The organism is Polluticoccus soli (assembly GCF_029269745.1).
In the GTDB taxonomy this organism is placed as follows: Bacteria; Bacteroidota; Bacteroidia; order Chitinophagales; family Chitinophagaceae; genus Polluticoccus; species Polluticoccus soli.
On record NZ_JARJHT010000002.1, the window covers coordinates 953,750 to 970,303 of the forward strand.

14 protein-coding genes are annotated in these 16,554 nt (G+C 45.9%); 5 read left to right on the forward strand and 9 right to left on the reverse strand.

Annotation, left to right across the window (positions count from 1 at the left end):
* Positions 1-106 precede the first annotated feature (106 nt).
* On the forward strand, positions 107-3,361 hold the full coding sequence (locus tag P2W83_RS15005; protein ID WP_276134573.1) for a T9SS type B sorting domain-containing protein: 3,255 nt from the start codon (positions 107-109) through the stop codon (positions 3,359-3,361).
* Between the two features lie 66 nt (positions 3,362-3,427).
* Here the strand turns inward: P2W83_RS15005 and P2W83_RS15010 are convergent, their stop codons facing one another.
* The 7 genes from P2W83_RS15010 to P2W83_RS15040 all read right to left on the reverse strand — a co-directional run bounded on the left by P2W83_RS15010 (position 3,428) and on the right by P2W83_RS15040 (position 10,974).
* Positions 3,428-4,612 carry a C1 family peptidase gene (locus P2W83_RS15010; RefSeq protein ID WP_276134574.1) on the reverse strand — a complete coding sequence of 395 codons (1,185 nt, stop codon included), beginning with the start codon at positions 4,610-4,612 and terminating at the stop codon, positions 3,428-3,430.
* A 101-nt stretch (positions 4,613-4,713) separates the two neighbouring features.
* On the reverse strand, positions 4,714-5,316 hold the full coding sequence (locus P2W83_RS15015) for a MiaE family protein (protein WP_276134575.1): 603 nt from the start codon (positions 5,314-5,316) through the stop codon (positions 4,714-4,716).
* A gap of 68 nt (positions 5,317-5,384) precedes the next feature.
* Positions 5,385-5,984 carry a redoxin family protein gene (locus P2W83_RS15020; protein WP_276134576.1) on the reverse strand — a complete coding sequence of 200 codons (600 nt, stop codon included), beginning with the start codon at positions 5,982-5,984 and terminating at the stop codon, positions 5,385-5,387.
* A 64-nt stretch (positions 5,985-6,048) separates the two neighbouring features.
* Positions 6,049-7,431: a hypothetical protein gene (locus tag P2W83_RS15025; RefSeq protein WP_276134577.1), complete on the reverse strand. Its 1,383-nt coding sequence runs from the start codon at positions 7,429-7,431 to the stop codon at positions 6,049-6,051.
* Positions 7,409-8,344 (reverse strand): YihY/virulence factor BrkB family protein, encoded by a 936-nt coding sequence (locus P2W83_RS15030; protein ID WP_276134578.1) that lies wholly within the window; start codon positions 8,342-8,344, stop codon positions 7,409-7,411. The genes P2W83_RS15025 and P2W83_RS15030 overlap by 23 nt, the downstream gene beginning before the upstream one ends.
* Before the next feature lie 14 nt (positions 8,345-8,358).
* Entirely contained in the window at positions 8,359-10,527 is a 2,169-nt protein-coding gene (locus tag P2W83_RS15035; protein WP_276134579.1) for a S9 family peptidase, read from the reverse strand.
* Between the two features lie 144 nt (positions 10,528-10,671).
* Positions 10,672-10,974, reverse strand: a complete 303-nt coding sequence (locus tag P2W83_RS15040; RefSeq protein WP_276134580.1) for an ATP-dependent Clp protease adaptor ClpS — start codon at positions 10,972-10,974, stop codon at positions 10,672-10,674.
* A 95-nt stretch (positions 10,975-11,069) separates the two neighbouring features.
* Here P2W83_RS15040 and P2W83_RS15045 point away from each other — a divergent pair, with 95 nt between their 5' ends.
* Positions 11,070-11,591, forward strand: coding sequence for an RNA methyltransferase (locus P2W83_RS15045; protein ID WP_276134581.1), 522 nt, complete (start codon positions 11,070-11,072; stop codon positions 11,589-11,591).
* Positions 11,592-11,629: 38 nt separating this feature from the next.
* Entirely contained in the window at positions 11,630-12,463 is an 834-nt protein-coding gene (gene ypfJ, locus P2W83_RS15050) for a KPN_02809 family neutral zinc metallopeptidase (RefSeq protein WP_276134582.1), read from the forward strand.
* A 3-nt stretch (positions 12,464-12,466) separates the two neighbouring features.
* On the opposite strand, the gene P2W83_RS15055 is transcribed toward ypfJ, so the two are convergent.
* A complete protein-coding gene (locus P2W83_RS15055) occupies positions 12,467-12,823 on the reverse strand; it encodes a DUF7674 family protein (RefSeq protein WP_276134583.1) in 357 nt (118 codons plus the stop codon).
* 104 nt (positions 12,824-12,927) lie between these two features.
* The gene (locus P2W83_RS15060) at positions 12,928-13,953 is read right to left on the reverse strand and encodes a formimidoylglutamase (protein ID WP_276134584.1); all 1,026 of its coding nucleotides are present in this window, start codon (positions 13,951-13,953) and stop codon (positions 12,928-12,930) included.
* A 206-nt stretch (positions 13,954-14,159) separates the two neighbouring features.
* On the opposite strand from P2W83_RS15060, the gene P2W83_RS15065 reads away from it, so the two are divergent.
* Together P2W83_RS15065 and P2W83_RS15070 are read left to right on the forward strand one after the other, a co-directional pair.
* On the forward strand, positions 14,160-16,001 hold the full coding sequence (locus P2W83_RS15065) for a CHRD domain-containing protein (protein ID WP_276134585.1): 1,842 nt from the start codon (positions 14,160-14,162) through the stop codon (positions 15,999-16,001).
* A gap of 123 nt (positions 16,002-16,124) precedes the next feature.
* Positions 16,125-16,538 carry a BrxA/BrxB family bacilliredoxin gene (locus P2W83_RS15070; RefSeq protein ID WP_276134586.1) on the forward strand — a complete coding sequence of 138 codons (414 nt, stop codon included), beginning with the start codon at positions 16,125-16,127 and terminating at the stop codon, positions 16,536-16,538.
* Positions 16,539-16,554 lie beyond the last annotated feature (16 nt).

The following is a 16,554-nucleotide window of genomic DNA, read 5'->3' on the forward strand; positions in this document are numbered from 1 at the left end:
TTATTGTTGCCGCTATAAACATTCTATCCGGCAATCGCAGGATTGTACTACCCATTCAACAAAGTTGCCCTAGCAACAAAACTTATCATTTTTAAACCTTAGTACAATGACCTTAAGATTCCTGCAGAAATTAGTTCTTTTTTCGACGTTTCTATTGCTTGGTGTCAGTCGCGCAAACGCGTCACACATAGCAGCCATCGACCTGTATGTTGATTATATCGGCAACACCGATCCCTGTACCGGAAAACCAAGCCTGGACTATTCCGTGACTCTGATATTGTATGCCGCCTGCGAACCAACCAGTGTAAATTTTGACCCGACAGATGGATTGCTCAGATGGGAATCAGCAAACGCAGCATTCTTCACTTCAAAAAATATGACGCCGGTGATGGCAGACGGTGTCACGCCGATACCACCTGGATATACCGGTGATATTGTCCATCAGTTATGTCCTGCTTTCGAGCAACAAAACTCCTGCAATACCCCAGCTAACTTTGACAAGACCCCCGGATACAGAAGATGGATATTCAAAACAACGGTCATACTGAACTCTGCACAAACCGACTGGAAATTCTGGTGGTCGCTGGGTGCAAGAAACGGTAAGATAAAAAACATCGTTACCGCACCTAATGGCAATAGTCCGCAGGGGGACGCTTATGTTGAGGCTGGTATCAATAACGTAGCTAAAGCTGACGTGAGTACACCGCGCTTCACAACATTTCCTCTACCCTATATCTGCGTCAACAATAAATTCAAATACTTAAACGGACCGGTAGATGGCGATGTACACCGTGAGAACAACAGTCTGTCTACCTATTCAATAACTCCGCTCCAGGCAGCAAACGGACCATATTTTTATCGTGTAGGATACTCTCAGGCAAACCCCATAGGATCTGTCTCAGGATTTTTTGTGAACTCGCTTACGGGTGTGGCCGAATTCACTCCCCCGTTTTCCGGTCCGCACGTACTTGCTTTCCGTTGCGACAAAACGGACAAGAATACTGGCGCGCTATTGGCATATACTACCCGCGATGTACAAGTAGCTATCCTGGATTGTCAGCAGGCGCCACCAGTTATCGATTCCTTACCACAGCAGTTGGAAAGCGCCACATGGAAATCCTACAATGATCGCGACTCTGCTATCTACGTTTGTCCGGGTAGCAGCATGACGTTCAATATTACGGCGTACAATAGCAATCCGAGCAAGGTCAATAACCTGTATTGGGAAACCAATATTGCAAATTTGCCTGGATCAACATTTACTACATCAGGAGAAGGAACTGATACTATTCGCGGAACATTTAGCTGGACACCAGGTTTGAGTGATGTCGGTGATCATGACCTTACTATTATTGCAAAAGATTCAACTTGTGATAGTGACCTACCGATTGTGTTAAGAAGTCCAGCCCCATTTATTATACGTGTTACAAAAGGTATTGATGCAGGACCGGATCTGGTAACCTGCCAGTTCAATCCTAAGGGCCACCAGGTGTTTGTAAAAGGTACCGAATATAAACTGCGCGTTGAATGGTCTGCCCTCGATGGTTCTCCCGCGGTTGGTTTAGATTCGCCATTCAGCATTCGCCCTACGATTTATGCAAGCGGACACAACGAATATCTTGTAAAGACCCCAGACCTTACCGGGCAATGTAAGGCCAGAGATACCCTCGTATTAAAACCAGATATGAGCAACACGATAGATGTATTTCCCAATAACCCGATCATCCTCTGCCGGCCTGATTATCTCCAGTTGGATGCAAGGTTTACAGGTAAGCAACCTTTGAAAAATATGGTGTGCGGTACTGACCATACATCCGACTGCGTAACACCTGACTCTGTAACTATATTCGGATCTCCTTCGTACGAGGCCTTCATCAGCTTTGATACGCTAGGTCCTGCGGCAGCAATGATACCTAATGACGTATTTACTGCAAAACAACAATTCCTGATCACAAAACAAGAATTAAGAAAATATGGATTAGAACCGTCTACCATTAAAAGCATTTCCTTTGAGGTAGTGAACGAACAGGATCCTAATGCAGATATCAGTAATTTCAGTATTTCGCTGAAATGCACCAATAAAAAAGAGCTGAATCGCAATACAGGCTTCGAAGACGGAACGACAAACGTATATACTGCGACGAGCAATACCAAGTTTACTAAAGGCTGGCACAAATTCACGCTTGACAAACCATACAACTGGGACACAACACAAAACCTGATCGTTCAACTGTGTTTTGGCGATGACGCAACTTTGGGCACTTGCAATTCCATCATCAGATATGTTCCAACAAGCTATGTTTCCAGCCTCAAGCTAAAATCGGCAAATCCTGCAACGACGAATGTTTGCGGTACGATTAAGTCAACGCTTATTGATGAAGGAACAACAAGGCCACTGTTTGGTATCACGTTCTGTAATGCGCCTGTTGCAGATATGGAGTATACATGGACTCCAGCCACTTTCCTCTCAGATTCAACCATTTTGCGCCCCTTGGCTTATGTACCTAAGAGCATAAAATATGTATTGAAAACGATGGGTAGAAATGGCTGTACATTATATGACACCGCCGACATTTACATTCCTGAGCACAATTATGCTGTGTGGCCTGCCGATACGGCAATCTGCTTCAACGAGACTGCCCCAATGCACACAACAGGCGGTGGTTTTACTTACAAATGGTACAGGCTAAACGATAAGGGTGAATACGAAATCCTGTCTAATACAAAAGAAACAACTTGTTGGGATTGTGCTGACCCTGTACTGAGACCATTGAAAACAACCGTCTACAAAATTGCGGTGTACGATAGCGTATGGTGTATCGACACACTGACGGCAAAAGTAACGGTGAAGCCATTGCCAGACATCAAGATACTGACCCGCGATACATTTGTTAAGTATGGTCAGAGCCTGCAACTGATGGCGAGTGGTGCGCGCATTTACAATTGGAGTCCTGTTGGTTCTCTCAATAATGCTAACACTTCGTTCCCGATCGCTACACCAACTGAGCCTACCACTTATATAGCAGGTGGTATTGGAGCCAACGGCTGTCGTGCCTTCGACACAGTGAAAGTCGATATAGATTATCGCGACAACCTGTTCGTTCCTACCGGCTTCAGCCCGAACAACGACGGTAAGAACGATTTGTTCAAGGTTGCCAACCTCACCTTCCAGAAGGTGATCGAATTCAGGGTGTTCAACCGCTGGGGCCAGGAAGTATTCATGGCCAACGATAACCGCGGTTGGGATGGCAACTGGAAAGGTGAGCCACAGGATATGGATACTTACACCTATTCGATCAAGATCGGTTTCCCTGATGGATACATCGAATCTTACAGAGGCAACACTACCCTAATCAGGTAATCTCTCCTATATCCCAATAATAGAAAAGCCCCGCATTTGCGGGGCTTTTCATCTCAATACGATCAACTATGATCTCAAAGCAAGCTTCTGACGCATGTCTTTGGGGATGCCACCTTTATTCAGCAGTATCGCTGTAGTCTTATATTTTACATAAGGTTTCGTTACATAGATATAACCTTTGTAGTCATTCTTCTCGCCCCATGAGTTCTTTACGATATAGTATTCTTTACCTGTTTGATCTTTAGCAGAACCAACAATGTGCATGCCGTGATCATCGGTAGTAGAATAGTTATCAAAAGCTTCCTGGCGCATTTTTGAAGTGATCTTCCTGTCAGCCTTTGGTCCATTGAACAATTCTTTTTGCTCATCCTCTTCCATGTCTTCCCAGTCTTTTTCAGGAACGAAAGCCACACCATTTTTCCAGCTAAAATACTTTTCACTCACGTCAGTTGCCCATGCAACTGTATAACCATTCTGCAGCGCGTTATCGATGATATCTGTGATATCACCCATTTTCACGTTGTACACCTGGTCATAGCTCCAGTTGTCAGGCACCATCAGGATCGTCTTCTGATAGTACGGTTTGTCAGAAAATGAAGACAGTTCAACATAGTCGGTTGGATTAATACCGATCATCTTATCAGCAAATGTACGCGGTGTGTATTGCTTGCCATCATAGGTAAAAGTTTGAGGATCGTTACCTAGGTAGGTATCAAGTACAGCTACAAAAGCTCTCTTCCAGTTAGGTGTCAGTTTACCGTTCGGATTCTTAACTATCGCATCGAGCATACCTTTCAGAATTGCCTGCATCTCTCCGAACTTATTCTTCGTAGTACCATAGTTAAGGCCACTATATACCGACTGAGGAACCGCACCGTATTTTGCGTACATATTGATAACGTCGTGGCAAGAGCCACCGTCACCCCATGAAGCGTCGCCATGCATGCGAACATAAACGTCCGCTTTGTCGATGTAAACGTTACGCGCGGTGTAGATCTCCGCTATATCAACGGGCTTTTTGCCCATACGAGCCATTTCGCTTTCAAGGAACGAGTTGGTTGAATAGCTCCAGCAAGTACCAGAGCTACCCTGGTTTTTTACGCAGGTATTCTCAAGATTGATAACATCCGTAAAAACGAATTTCTTTTTTGAGCTATCGCTCTTGTTATTTTCCAGTTTCTTCACCAGGTCATCCTGTGCAAAAACGAGTACAGGCATTGCCGTGGCGAAAAGCAAAGCAAACTTTTTCATCAGTTGTTGAGTATTGATTTTTAAGAGTGTACGAAAATACGCATTAACACCTTACTATTCTGTTGTATAAAGGTGAAAATCAGGGTGAAATATGGCTTTTATTAGTGCATCCGGCTGCCGGTTGGCGTCAGTGCCTGCAGTACTTCCTCTTCGTTCGCCAGCCATTGGTTCCAGGCGGCGCGTACCATTTCTTGCGAAAAATACGTGGTAGCGAGATCAATAAACAACCTGTAATGGCCCGCTTCGGATACCATGAACTTATAATAGAATTTACGCAACTTTTCATCCTCCAGCCCTTCCGAAAGCAGCCGGAAACGTTCGCAACTACGCGCTTCGATCAGCGCACAGATCATAAGCTTGTGCAACAGCCGGTCTCCCCCACTGCCACCTTTAGGAGTGTGTTGCAACAGTAAATTTACATAGTCGTCCTTACGCTGCTTGCTCAATACGTATCCGCGTTTTTTCATCTCGGCCCATACCATGCGGAAATGTCCCCACTCTTCGGTCACTATTGGAGATAACGCATCTACCAATTCTTGCTTGTCCGGATAAAGCTGTATAAGTGAAATGCACTGTGTTGCAGCTTTTTGCTCACAAAACGCATGATCTGTCAGAATTTCCTCCAGGGAAACGGCAGCAAGGTCAACCCATCGTGGGTCGGTAGGCATCTTTAAACCAAGTATCGAATTTTCGGCAGTACTCATGAAGCAGCAAAAATAGCCACAAAATAAAAAAACCGGCCCTATGGCCGGTTTTCATATATAGTGTTGTCTTAAAGTCTTTTGATAGTGCATCCGATCGACTTAGTGGTGCTAGGATCTGGAGCTGCACCAGCCAACATGTTATTGATGGCATTTTTCAGGAACATTTGTTTAGATGCTGCAGGATCAGCTGGGCTATCTTCCATTGCGCCTTTATACACCAACTTGCCAGTTGCATCAAACAGGAACACTTCTGGGGTACGCATTGCGCCAAAGGCATCTGCCAGTTTCGCCTGGTCGTCGCCTATGTAAGGAACGCTGTACCCTTGCTTCTTCGCGTACCGGCTCATAGCTTCGTGTGAATCTGCCCCATCACGCTGCGCCGCATTTGAGTTAACGATAACCATACCTATGTCCATTTTCTTTGCATAGTCTATAGTTTCTTTAGTACGCTCCTGGCTCTTGATCACGTAGGGGCAAGTATTGCACGAGAACATCACCAATAACCCATTCGCAGTCTTAGCAGAATTAAGCGACACTTCTTTCTTGTCTACCGAGGTGAACTTGTCGTTGCCCATAGGTATACCCGCGCCTATCTCCAGGCTTTGCGCAAAAACAGCAGTTGAAAGACTTAGGGTAATAGCAGTCGCTAACAGTTTTATCTTTTTCATTAATGGCTTATTTTCTACTAAAGTTAAGGATAAAAGACATTGCACGCTTTCATCAATACCTAGCTTACTTACCGGCTGTCTTCGTATCAAGGCTGATATTTTCATCGCCAGCCTGGTAGGGCAAGTACATGACGATCAACTGGAACATTTCATCGGTTGCACGCATGCTACCCTGCTGATCGCGAATAAGGCGCGGCGGCATGAAGGGATTATTCATGTTCTGTTTGGTGTTATCATACAAACCTTCAGCAACTATAGTACTGCCTGCGGGTACCTTCACCATTTTTTTGAACGTGTAGAAATACTGCCAGTTGAAATCCCACCGTGGTATCGATATGAGTTTAATAGTATCACCGCCATCAGGAGGTAACGCATACGCTTTAAAACTCTTCCCGATCATGTGCATATGCGGGTTAAGGGTCAGTATCGAAATCTCTTCCGGTACTTTGTACCTGCTCCATACTTTCTTCACCGTATTTGGCTGAACAACCAGGTCCGGTTCAACCGGCGACACGCCAAGCGTGCCCAATTGAAACTCTTTTACCGGACGATTGGGCGGTGTTTTAGCAAAGAATATGTTGATATAAGAGCTATCCCAAACGGGTTGATTTTTTGTAAATCCATAGTGCAGATCGTTCAATAAAAAAGCCCCTTTACGTGGTAACTGGTAACCACCAACACCTGGGGGATACAGCTGCCCAAATACACCCGGCAGAAAATTAACCACCGACCGTTGCAGTGTTGGGAATGAACCATCGTCGTTAGGTATGCCGAGCTTTTTATAGGCCAGCATCACAGTGCTATCATTTACCATATCGGCCACACGATCTCCCTCATAAACGTTACCTTTCTTTTCAAACTGGTACTTGATCATGTCGCCATTCACGTGGTGCACGACGCTGTTGTTACCCGGCACAAATTCTATAACACTGGCATAGGTATCAGCGGGTAGTTCAAATGGTACTTTAATGATCAGGAACTTATCACCGCTATTTGCCGGCAGAAAGTACGGCTGAACAGCTATGCGCATATCCGGTTTGCCGATAGTAGAACCCTCCGGGTACGCAGGAAGTTGCGGCATCTTATCCTTGGGCCCTTCAAGGGCACCATCTTGCACCCATTTTTGTACCAGCTTGATATCGTGCTCGCTCAGCACGCGCTGACCTACGAACTCTGTATAGTGTGGATCTGCAGGCCATGGCGGCATCAGGCGTTCGCCTACCATGTAGGCCATCGATGCCGCGTATGTCTTCGCGTCTTTGTAGGAGATCAGATCGAAATGCGCTCCACCATTGGGCCTGTGACAAATCGTACAGTTATTATAAAGCAATGGCGCAATATGCTCTGTAAAGGTAACCTGGTCGGGAAGTCGCTGTTCACCGCCACATGACGATAACAGAGCAACAGCACTAAGAAGAAATATATTAAACCTGCGCTTCAGGAACATCGTTTTTAGAAGTTTGTGCCAGCATGATGCTTACGTTCAGCTCGTAGCCAAGCAGTATGACCATTGTATTCAGCCACATCCACACCATGAAGGCCATGATCGAACCAATAGAACCGTAAACCTTGCTGTAATTTATAAAGTTGTTCACCAGGAAGTAAAATACGAATGTGGTGATGATACAAAGGATAGTAGCAAATACGGAACCGGGTGACACAAAATCGAAACGGTCGTTGAGCGACGGACCGTATGTATACACCACTGATATCGAACTGAAAATAAGCAGACCTATGATTAACAAGCTCACCAACCTTGGCACTAAGGTATTATCAAATACCTGCAGAATAATTTCATTCAGCTCCTGGCTTTGTATGATAAGGGCAGCCAGTGTTAGTATCACAACGCCCATCAACATAAATGTCAGCTTTATAGCTGTCCATCGTTTTCTTAGCCCCGATCGCTTCACATAGAAAGGAAGGCTTTTCTCAAAGTTGCGTATCAGGCCCATCATACCATTTGACGAGAAGAATATCGTCAGCAAAAGACCAAATGAAAGCACACCCTCCTGGGTATTGTTCATAAAGTCTACTATGATGCCACTTATGTTATTGTAGGCGTTAACGTTGGGAGTAATATACCTCAACACCATTAGGATCGTATTCTGCACATCATGGAGCGGCAGGTAAGGCACCAGCGAGAACAGGAACAGCAACGTAGGTGGTATGGCCATCAGGAAGTTGTAAGTAACTGCAGCACAGCTCACATTGAGCCTGCTGTTCCTGATACCCTGCAAAAAGAATTTCGTTACCTCGTATAGCGATAATCCTTCCGTACCCGGAACTATGATCTTCTTTGCCCTATCCCTTACAACACGTACCGGTCTACTCTGCCTAACATACTGTTGCAGTACTGTCATACCGCAAAGTACGGTCAAAGATTGGTCAGAACGAAATCCGTCATCTTTTTGTAGAGATGAAAGCGGGCGTTTCCACCGGTAATACCATGGTGCCTGTTAGGATAATATTCGCCATCAAACTCTTTATTGGCTTTTATAAGCGCATCCGTTAGCATCACAGCGTTCTGAAAATGCACGTTATCATCGGCAGTACCATGCACCAGCAGGAACTTGCCTTTCAGGCGGTCAGCCATCTTCTCAGGTGCGTTCTCGTCATACCCCTTCTCGTTCTCCTGCGGTGTACGCATGTAGCGCTCTGTATAGATATTATCATAATAGCGCCAGTTGGAAACCGGTGCAACCGCAATTGCCATCTTAAATACATCGTTGCCTTTGAACAAGCAGGTGCTGCTCATAAAACCACCATAGCTCCAGCCCCAGATACCAATACGGCTTTTATCAACATAAGGCAGCGTACCCAGGTATGTTGCTACAGCGATCTGGTCGTCACTTTCATATTTGCCCAGCTGCAGGTAAGTCTTTTTCTTAAACTCCTGGCCGCGAAAACCGGTACCGGTACCGTCTGCACACACGATGATATACCCTTTCTCTGCCAGCATCTGGTGCCAGAAGAAATCACGCACAGGGAACCGATCGCCTACTTCCTGAGAACCCGGGCCACTGTACTGGAACATCAACACAGGATATTTTTTCTGATCGTTGAAGTTTGGCGGAGTGATGACCCATGCATTAAGTGTTTTGTTATCTCCCACTTCCAGTTGCCTCAGGCTGATGTTGCCGAGATCGTACTCCCACATTTTTCCTTTTAGTGCAGCATTGTCTTCCAGTGTACGAACGACCTTCCCCTTGTTATCCCTCAATGTATATACAGAAGGCATAGTGAGCGTTGAGTGCCTGTCGAGGAAATAATTAAACCCTTCGATTGGCGTGATCCCGTGCGTTCCCTCTTCGGGTGTCAGTGTCCTCCTGTTCTTTCCTTCAAAGTTTACCGAATACAGTTTGCGCTCTACCGGTGTTTTCTCAGCAGCAGTATAAAATACCAGGTTGCGTTTTTCGTCTATACCAACAATTTGTTCCACATCATAATTGCCACCGGTAAGCGCTGTAAGCCTCTTGCTTTTCCAGTCCCAGCGATACAGGTGATTGTAACCGCTGCGTTCGCTGTGTAATACTAGTGACCTGTTGTCGGGCAGGAATGCAAGGTTGTCATCAATATCAATATAATAAGGGTTCTGTTCGTTGTAAATAACGCTCGAATTACCACTGGTCGCATCGGCCAGAAGCAGATCCAGGTTGTTTTGCAAACGATTAAGCCTAAAAATGCAAAGCTTTGAAGCATCTTTGGTCCATTTGATGCGAGGTATATACTGGTCGGTTTCGGTACCCACGTTAGCCGTCACAGTCCTCGCATCCTTTACATCGTATACTTTGATCTGCACCACCGAATTAGGCTCACCGGCTTTGGGATATTTGTAGACATAGTTATATGGGTACAGCCCGGTGTACATGGGTAATATGTATTGAGGCACCTGTGACTCATCAAAACGGTAGAAGGCCAGGTACCTGCTGTCGGGCGACCAATCAAAGGCGCGGGTGAACTCGAACTCCTCTTCATACACCCAGTCACAGTTACCATTAATGACCTTGTTTACCACACCATCGGTTGTTACCGCTACAGTTTCTCCGGTCTTCAGGTCTTTATAATAGAGGTTATTTGCGCTAACAAACGCTACTTTACTGCCGTCGGGCGAAAACGTAGCATGCAGCACTTTAGCTGTATCTATCTGCAGTACTTTGCCAGTACTCATATCGTATACATATGAACGGTAGAGGGCCGACCTGCGGTAGACAGGCTGCCCTTCGTTCCTGATCAATATCTTTTTTTCATCTTTACTGAACGAATAATCATCCAGTGAAAGCTGTTTGCCTTCAAGAGTGTGCTCACCATTGTCGAATACTGTGCGTTCCTGCTTACCAGTCTTCAGATCGTATACACGCAATACCTGGCGGTCGCCTTCTTTGTCTATCTGTGTATACACCTTGCCGTCGCTCATGGCATTGAATCCCGGAACCACTTTCGGGCGAAAGGTATTTTTTACCCAGATATCCTCAAGGGTTATCTGTTTCTTTTGTGCAAACGATAGTTGGGCGATACAAATAAGTGCTAACCAGGAATAGCGCATAATGAGACATTATTAAGACGTCCAAAAATAACATCTAAGCGTCAGAGAATGAAATGCCTACAATATGATTTCGGGGTAAAATAAGGGGGATAAAAAGCACAAAGGGTGCATTGCTGCACCCTTCACTTATTTAAAAGAGGTTGTTTAATAGTCGATCGTGGCTTGGATACCGCGGTTAATGAGTGCTTCTGCCAATGGCCTCAGAAAATCAAAGCTGCCTTTTTTAACGCCATATTTTCCTTTGTGGTGAATGATCATAGCACATTGCTCAGCCTGCTCAGGGCTATGCTCGCAAACATCAATCAGAGATTCTATGACGTGGTCGAATGTGTTTATGTCATCATTCCAGACGATAAGGTTGTGCAGTTCCTCCACCAGGACGTCCTGGTCTTCTTCACCCTGGGTTTGCCATTGCAATCCTCCCTGGTTCTCCCATAAAGCACTCATAATGTTCAGGTTTTCTTATTTCACGCAAAGATAAGGAAAATCATAACTCGACCATCTGAAGCGGGCATTACCAATATAATTTCGATTTTTGCAGCATGTTCGTAAAAAAATCGATGGAGGAACTGGGCCGGCTCTCGCACGACGAGATGAAAGCCACTGGAAAACACCCGGTTATCGTGATAATGGACGATGTTCGCAGTATGCACAACGTTGGCTCGGCATTTCGCACCTGCGATGCTTTTGCCATCGAGGCGCTATACCTGTGCGGGTACACACCTACTCCGCCCCACCGCGATATTCACAAAACTGCATTGGGTGCCACCGAAACCGTTAAATGGCAACATTTCAAAACAACCGTTGAAGCAGTACAGGTGGCCAAAGACGCCGGCTATGTGATATACTCTGTTGAGCAAGCTCATAACAGTATCCAGCTTAATAGCTTTAGCTGGAGCAATGAAAAGATAGCACTGGTGTTCGGGAACGAAGTAACTGGAGTGAACGATGAAGTACTGGTACTTTCTGATGGCGTTATAGAAATACCTCAATGGGGTGCAAAACACTCGCTCAACATATCAGTAAGTATGGGCGTAGTATTGTGGGAGCTTGTTAGAAAATAATTGGCATCAATATTATATAGCTTTTCAAAAAACTGTATATGCTTTGGAAAGGCAGGCGCGAAAGCGGCAATGTTGAAGACCAACGAGGACTGGGTGGAGGAGGTAAACTTCTTGGCGGAGGTATTGGTGCTGCTGTTATTGGCCTGATCATCTATCTATTAGGTGGCGACCCTTCGGCTATCATGCCACAGGAGAGTGCGCCACAAACGCAGGAAGGAAAAGCTGCCGAAGACGAAGCAGCAAAATTTGTTTCCGTTGTGCTAGCCGATACCGAGGACGTTTGGAACAAACTCTTTAGCGATATGGGCAAGCAATACCAGGAACCTGTAATGGTGCTCTTCAATGGCTATGTGGCCTCTGCGTGCGGGAATGCAAGCTCAGCGACAGGGCCTTTTTACTGTCCGCTGGATCACAAGCTATACATCGACCTTTCATTTTATAACGAGCTAAAAGAACGCTTCAATGCCCCTGGCGATTTTGCCATGGCTTATGTGGTGGCTCACGAAGTGGGGCATCATGTACAGAACTTGCTGGGAATTTCTGATCAAGTACAGCAAATGCGCCAGCGAGTAGGCGAAGCAGAGGGCAACCGGCTGTCTGTAAAACTGGAGCTGCAAGCCGACTTTCTTGCAGGTGTGTGGGCCCACCACGCGCAACGCATGAAAAACATCCTGGAAAGTGGGGATATGGAAGAAGCGTTAAATGCAGCCAACGCGATTGGCGATGACCGCTTGCAACAGGAAGCACAAGGACATGTAGTACCAGATGCTTTTACACACGGCACATCAGCGCAACGTATGTATTGGTTCAAAAAAGGCTACGATACTGGCGACCTCAACCAGGGCGACACATTTAATGCCCCCGATCTATAGTAACTAAATATTACTGCAGATCATTTGGCGCACATAAGCACCTTGTATCGATTCTGGTATCAGGTTCATTAACTCAGCCTTGTGCTTACATGTGTTACACAGTATCTTTTCCAGTGAAAACACATAGACACTCTCGATCGCGTTTCTTATGGCAGCATCTCCACTGTCATATAAGCGTTCCACCACCGAAAAGCATTTGCCCACTGCGCTAAGATCGTAGATATCTACTTTTTCCCGCGTATAGTCGAATAACGCGCGCATTATTTTGTGTAGGCCTTGCACTGGCGCCTTTTCAAAACGTTCATTCAACTCTGGCAATTCCTGGCTTATCAATTTTCCCGCTTCAGTATCGTTAAACATCACTCGTTGTTTAACACAGAATATCAAAAGGTTATGCCACAGGAAAGCTACGGATGCCTGAAAATCGCAGCGTATTGCTTTGCAGATGTATAACAATCACACTATCAGCTGAAAAGTCCACGCTTGTGCTTGTATGCTTTTATGAAATCTGTAACAAGGTACGCTATCAGCTTACCGGTGGAAGCGGCCTTGCGGCCATCGCGCAGTTCTGCCGCACCTTCGGTAAGATGCAGATACACCGGATGAACAAGTTGTGCACACCAATTGATGTATTGACGAGCATGCAGAGTTGTTATGCCACACGGAGTATAAGCGCTCGACAAGGTACGTTCAATACAGTCGAGATCCAGCTCAAGACCCACGGGACGACCGGCTGTTTTGCTAATGGCATTCTTCACTGCTTCCTCAAAACTGAGTTTGCCTCGTAAAAAAATGTCTTCGAAAAAACTAAAATTCAAGTCGGGATCATCCACCAGTTCATCTATCACTTCCTGCGAGTTATAATTCTCATGCAACCCGATAACTGAATATTTTTCGAGAAAACCTCCGCGGTGTGCATACCTGAAACCATTGCCGCTATGCCTGCCTTCCATCGCTCTGAAATCGCTGTGCGCATCCAGGTTGATACAGTTGACAGGCTTGTCGTTTACAAGCGACGCCCCCTTTAAGAGCGGATATGAATTATTATGGCCCCCACCTATGACGATCGGTACTTTGCCAGCGGCTATGATGCTGGTAACAACCGGTTGAACCATCTCGTCGATCTCGTGAACGAGATTGCGCAACTGCTCCACCGTAATGTTCTCCGATTGTCGCATTTTAGCAGCAAAATCAAAAGCACCAAGCAAAAGTATTTCCTCCCCCTGCAATGCCTTGGTACTTTGTACATTGACCAATGCCTTCAATGCTACGGGCCACATCGTGTGCGTACCGCCTACACCAAAATTGGCGCGCACGCCTATGTCTTCAGGTATACCGAGCACCACAAATTTTGCACTGGAAGTCTTTAGATTTTCCTGCCAGTTATCATCCCCAATAAGCTGCATGCGTTCCCCCAGTTTCGTTTCACCCTGGCGGCGACCAATGATCTTTTCAAGATCAGTTTGCGTAGTAACAACGAATTTCCCCATGTGTAATTCTTACAGAATGTTCCGATTGACAATTGCGCTCGGTTCATTCAGGGCTTTAAACTAATTCATAAAACAATAAGGGCATAATTTTTACGCTGGCGCATTGCCGTTTATCCTTTTTTTAGAACTGTGCTCTTTTCCTGAAGCTAAAATCCATACGCCTCACTATCTCGTATTTAACCATAACAACCAAAAACTGATCTCTCATGAAAAGATTTACACAACTGGCGCTTGCCCTGGCGGTCATGCTATTTTTCTTCAAGCCTGCTTCTGCCGATCACTTAACTGCCAAGTACTTATTCGCTGCAAAACTAGACGGAGCGCAGGAGGTACCTTCTGTGCCGCTTAATGGCCTTGGTGTTGCTACCTTGTTTGTTAGCTACGATCTCGACTCCGCCTGTTTGGAAATGACAGTAAACGGTCTTAGCGGACCAATTACCGCCGTACATATTCACGCAGGTCCGGTTGGTGTTAGTGGTCCCGTAGTAGTTGATCTTATGCCATACCTGACTGGCAATCGCGTCAAGGCTACTATAACCGGTGCTACCGTCAACCCTCAACTTATGGCTAACTTGTTAAGCGGTATGTTCTACATCAATGTGCATACAGCGCTTTACCCTAACGGTGAAATAAGAGGCCAGCTACTGCCGGAAGAAGACAAGGGCATCACCACCTGGCTACAGGGGATCCAGGAAACACCACCCGTTGCCACTAGCGGTACCGGCCTCGGTTCATTCATCCTTTCTAAAAGCATGCAAAAACTCTCGTTTCATGTAGTAGTGAACGGATTGAGTAGCGCTATTACTGGTGCACATCTACACAGGCAGGCATCAGGATACCCCGGCCCGATCGTTGAAGACTTAACCCCCTTCATCAACGGCAATGTGATATCAGGCAACGTCGATCCGACACTATATCTGAGTTCCCTTCTCGCAGACAGCATTTACATCAATGTCCACACTGTTTCTAACCCTGGCGGTGAGATACGCGGTCAACTACTTATCCGGCCCTATCTCTATTACGATGCACCGATGGATACTATGCAGGAAGCCAACGTGGTAACGGGTAATGCTACATTAGGATTAACAACACTAAAACTAAATTATACCTTAGATACACTTTGGTATGACGCCCAGCTAACCGGGTTGACAGGAGCCATACAAGCAGCACATTTCCACAGTGCAGGACTTGGTGTGGCAGGTCCTATTGTGATAGGAATACCCAATCCTAACATCACTGGCAGTACAATATCCGGATATGTTGCCGGCACAGATCTGGTTGATTCAGTTAAGCGCCAATTGCTGGAAGGCGGTATTTACTTCAACGTGCATACTGTGGCCAACCCTGCAGGCGAAGCGCGCGGACAAGTTTACAGAAGCTATCGTGAAGGTTATACTTGTCACATCAACGGTTCCCAACAAGTACCGCCGGTTAGCTCGGGCGCTTCGGGAACGGGTATGGTATCAATAGACCGTGACCAAACCAACGCGCACTACATGTTTGGCGTAAATGCGCTGACAAATTATACGGCTTCGCATTTTCACAATCACATAGCAGGACAAAACGGCCCAATAATTTTTGATTTTAGCAGCCAATACAACAATGGCGGTGTGTTTGGCTATTGGGATGAAAATTCTACTCCTGCATTTGATACCGTGATGTCTAACAAGTTTAGAAAAGACAGTATGTACGTGAATTTCCATACTACTGCTAATCCCAATGGCGAAGTGCGCGGCAACCTGACCCGCAAGCTCTGCAATGATATCGTTAATGGCATAGACATATTCGGTTCTAACAGTGTATCCGTAAATCTCTACCCTAACCCAGCATCAGAAGGTGCTAATCTTGATATCATGCTGGAGGACGCAACCCAGATCCAGGTACAACTCACAGATATGCTCGGCAAAACGATCTGGATAAAATCCGCGGATCTGACGGGGGGACAAAACAGGGTAACCATCCCAATGGCTTCGCTGGCCAGTGGGGTCTATTTTGTAAATATTTATAATACGGAGGGTCAAATGGCCTACAAGCTTATAAAAGAATAAGTGTGGTTTTGTAAGGAGTAAAGCCGTTCTGCCTCGGCAGACGGCTTTATTGTTTTTACTTATGCGTTAATTGCTTACAAACGGGATTCTTGCAGTAAATTTGCCGGAAAATCAATAGAATCAATGTACCCGATAGAAATAGTTAGCCCGATGAAGGCTGAGCTCACAGAAAAAGGTTTCCAGGAACTGCTGACACCTGAACAAGTAGATGCAGCCCTTCAAAAACCTGGCACTGCCTTACTGTTCATTAATTCAGTTTGCGGCTGCTCGGCAGGTACTGCGCGCCCTGGTGTTATCATGGCAGCTCTTAACTCGCCCAAAAAGCCAGACCAGCTGCTGACCAGCTTTGCCGGTTTCGATATCGACGCTGTAAGGCAAGCTCGTACTTACCTGCTGCCTTATCCTCCATCTTCGCCGGCTATAGCCCTGCTTAAGGACGGTCAAGTAGTTCATATGATCGAACGCCACATGATCGAAGGCCGCCCGGCGCAGATGATCGCTGCAAACCTGGCGCAGGCTTTCGAAACTTATTGCTAGATCTTAAATGTATATA

Bases quoted from the DNA above. Each gene is read 5' to 3' on its own strand.
- P2W83_RS15005 (WP_276134573.1), top strand. From the start codon at position 107: ATGACCTTAAGATTCCTGCAGAAATTAGTTCTTTTTTCGACGTTTCTA.
- P2W83_RS15010 (WP_276134574.1), bottom strand. From the start codon at position 4,612: ATGAAAAAGTTTGCTTTGCTTTTCGCCACGGCAATGCCTGTACTCGTT.
- P2W83_RS15015 (WP_276134575.1), bottom strand. From the start codon at position 5,316: ATGAGTACTGCCGAAAATTCGATACTTGGTTTAAAGATGCCTACCGAC.
- P2W83_RS15020 (WP_276134576.1), bottom strand. From the start codon at position 5,984: ATGAAAAAGATAAAACTGTTAGCGACTGCTATTACCCTAAGTCTTTCA.
- P2W83_RS15025 (WP_276134577.1), bottom strand. From the start codon at position 7,431: ATGTTCCTGAAGCGCAGGTTTAATATATTTCTTCTTAGTGCTGTTGCT.
- P2W83_RS15030 (WP_276134578.1), bottom strand. From the start codon at position 8,344: ATGACAGTACTGCAACAGTATGTTAGGCAGAGTAGACCGGTACGTGTT.
- P2W83_RS15035 (WP_276134579.1), bottom strand. From the start codon at position 10,527: ATGCGCTATTCCTGGTTAGCACTTATTTGTATCGCCCAACTATCGTTT.
- P2W83_RS15040 (WP_276134580.1), bottom strand. From the start codon at position 10,974: ATGAGTGCTTTATGGGAGAACCAGGGAGGATTGCAATGGCAAACCCAG.
- P2W83_RS15045 (WP_276134581.1), top strand. From the start codon at position 11,070: ATGTTCGTAAAAAAATCGATGGAGGAACTGGGCCGGCTCTCGCACGAC.
- ypfJ (WP_276134582.1), top strand. From the start codon at position 11,630: ATGCTTTGGAAAGGCAGGCGCGAAAGCGGCAATGTTGAAGACCAACGA.
- P2W83_RS15055 (WP_276134583.1), bottom strand. From the start codon at position 12,823: ATGTTTAACGATACTGAAGCGGGAAAATTGATAAGCCAGGAATTGCCA.
- P2W83_RS15060 (WP_276134584.1), bottom strand. From the start codon at position 13,953: ATGGGGAAATTCGTTGTTACTACGCAAACTGATCTTGAAAAGATCATT.
- P2W83_RS15065 (WP_276134585.1), top strand. From the start codon at position 14,160: ATGAAAAGATTTACACAACTGGCGCTTGCCCTGGCGGTCATGCTATTT.
- P2W83_RS15070 (WP_276134586.1), top strand. From the start codon at position 16,125: ATGTACCCGATAGAAATAGTTAGCCCGATGAAGGCTGAGCTCACAGAA.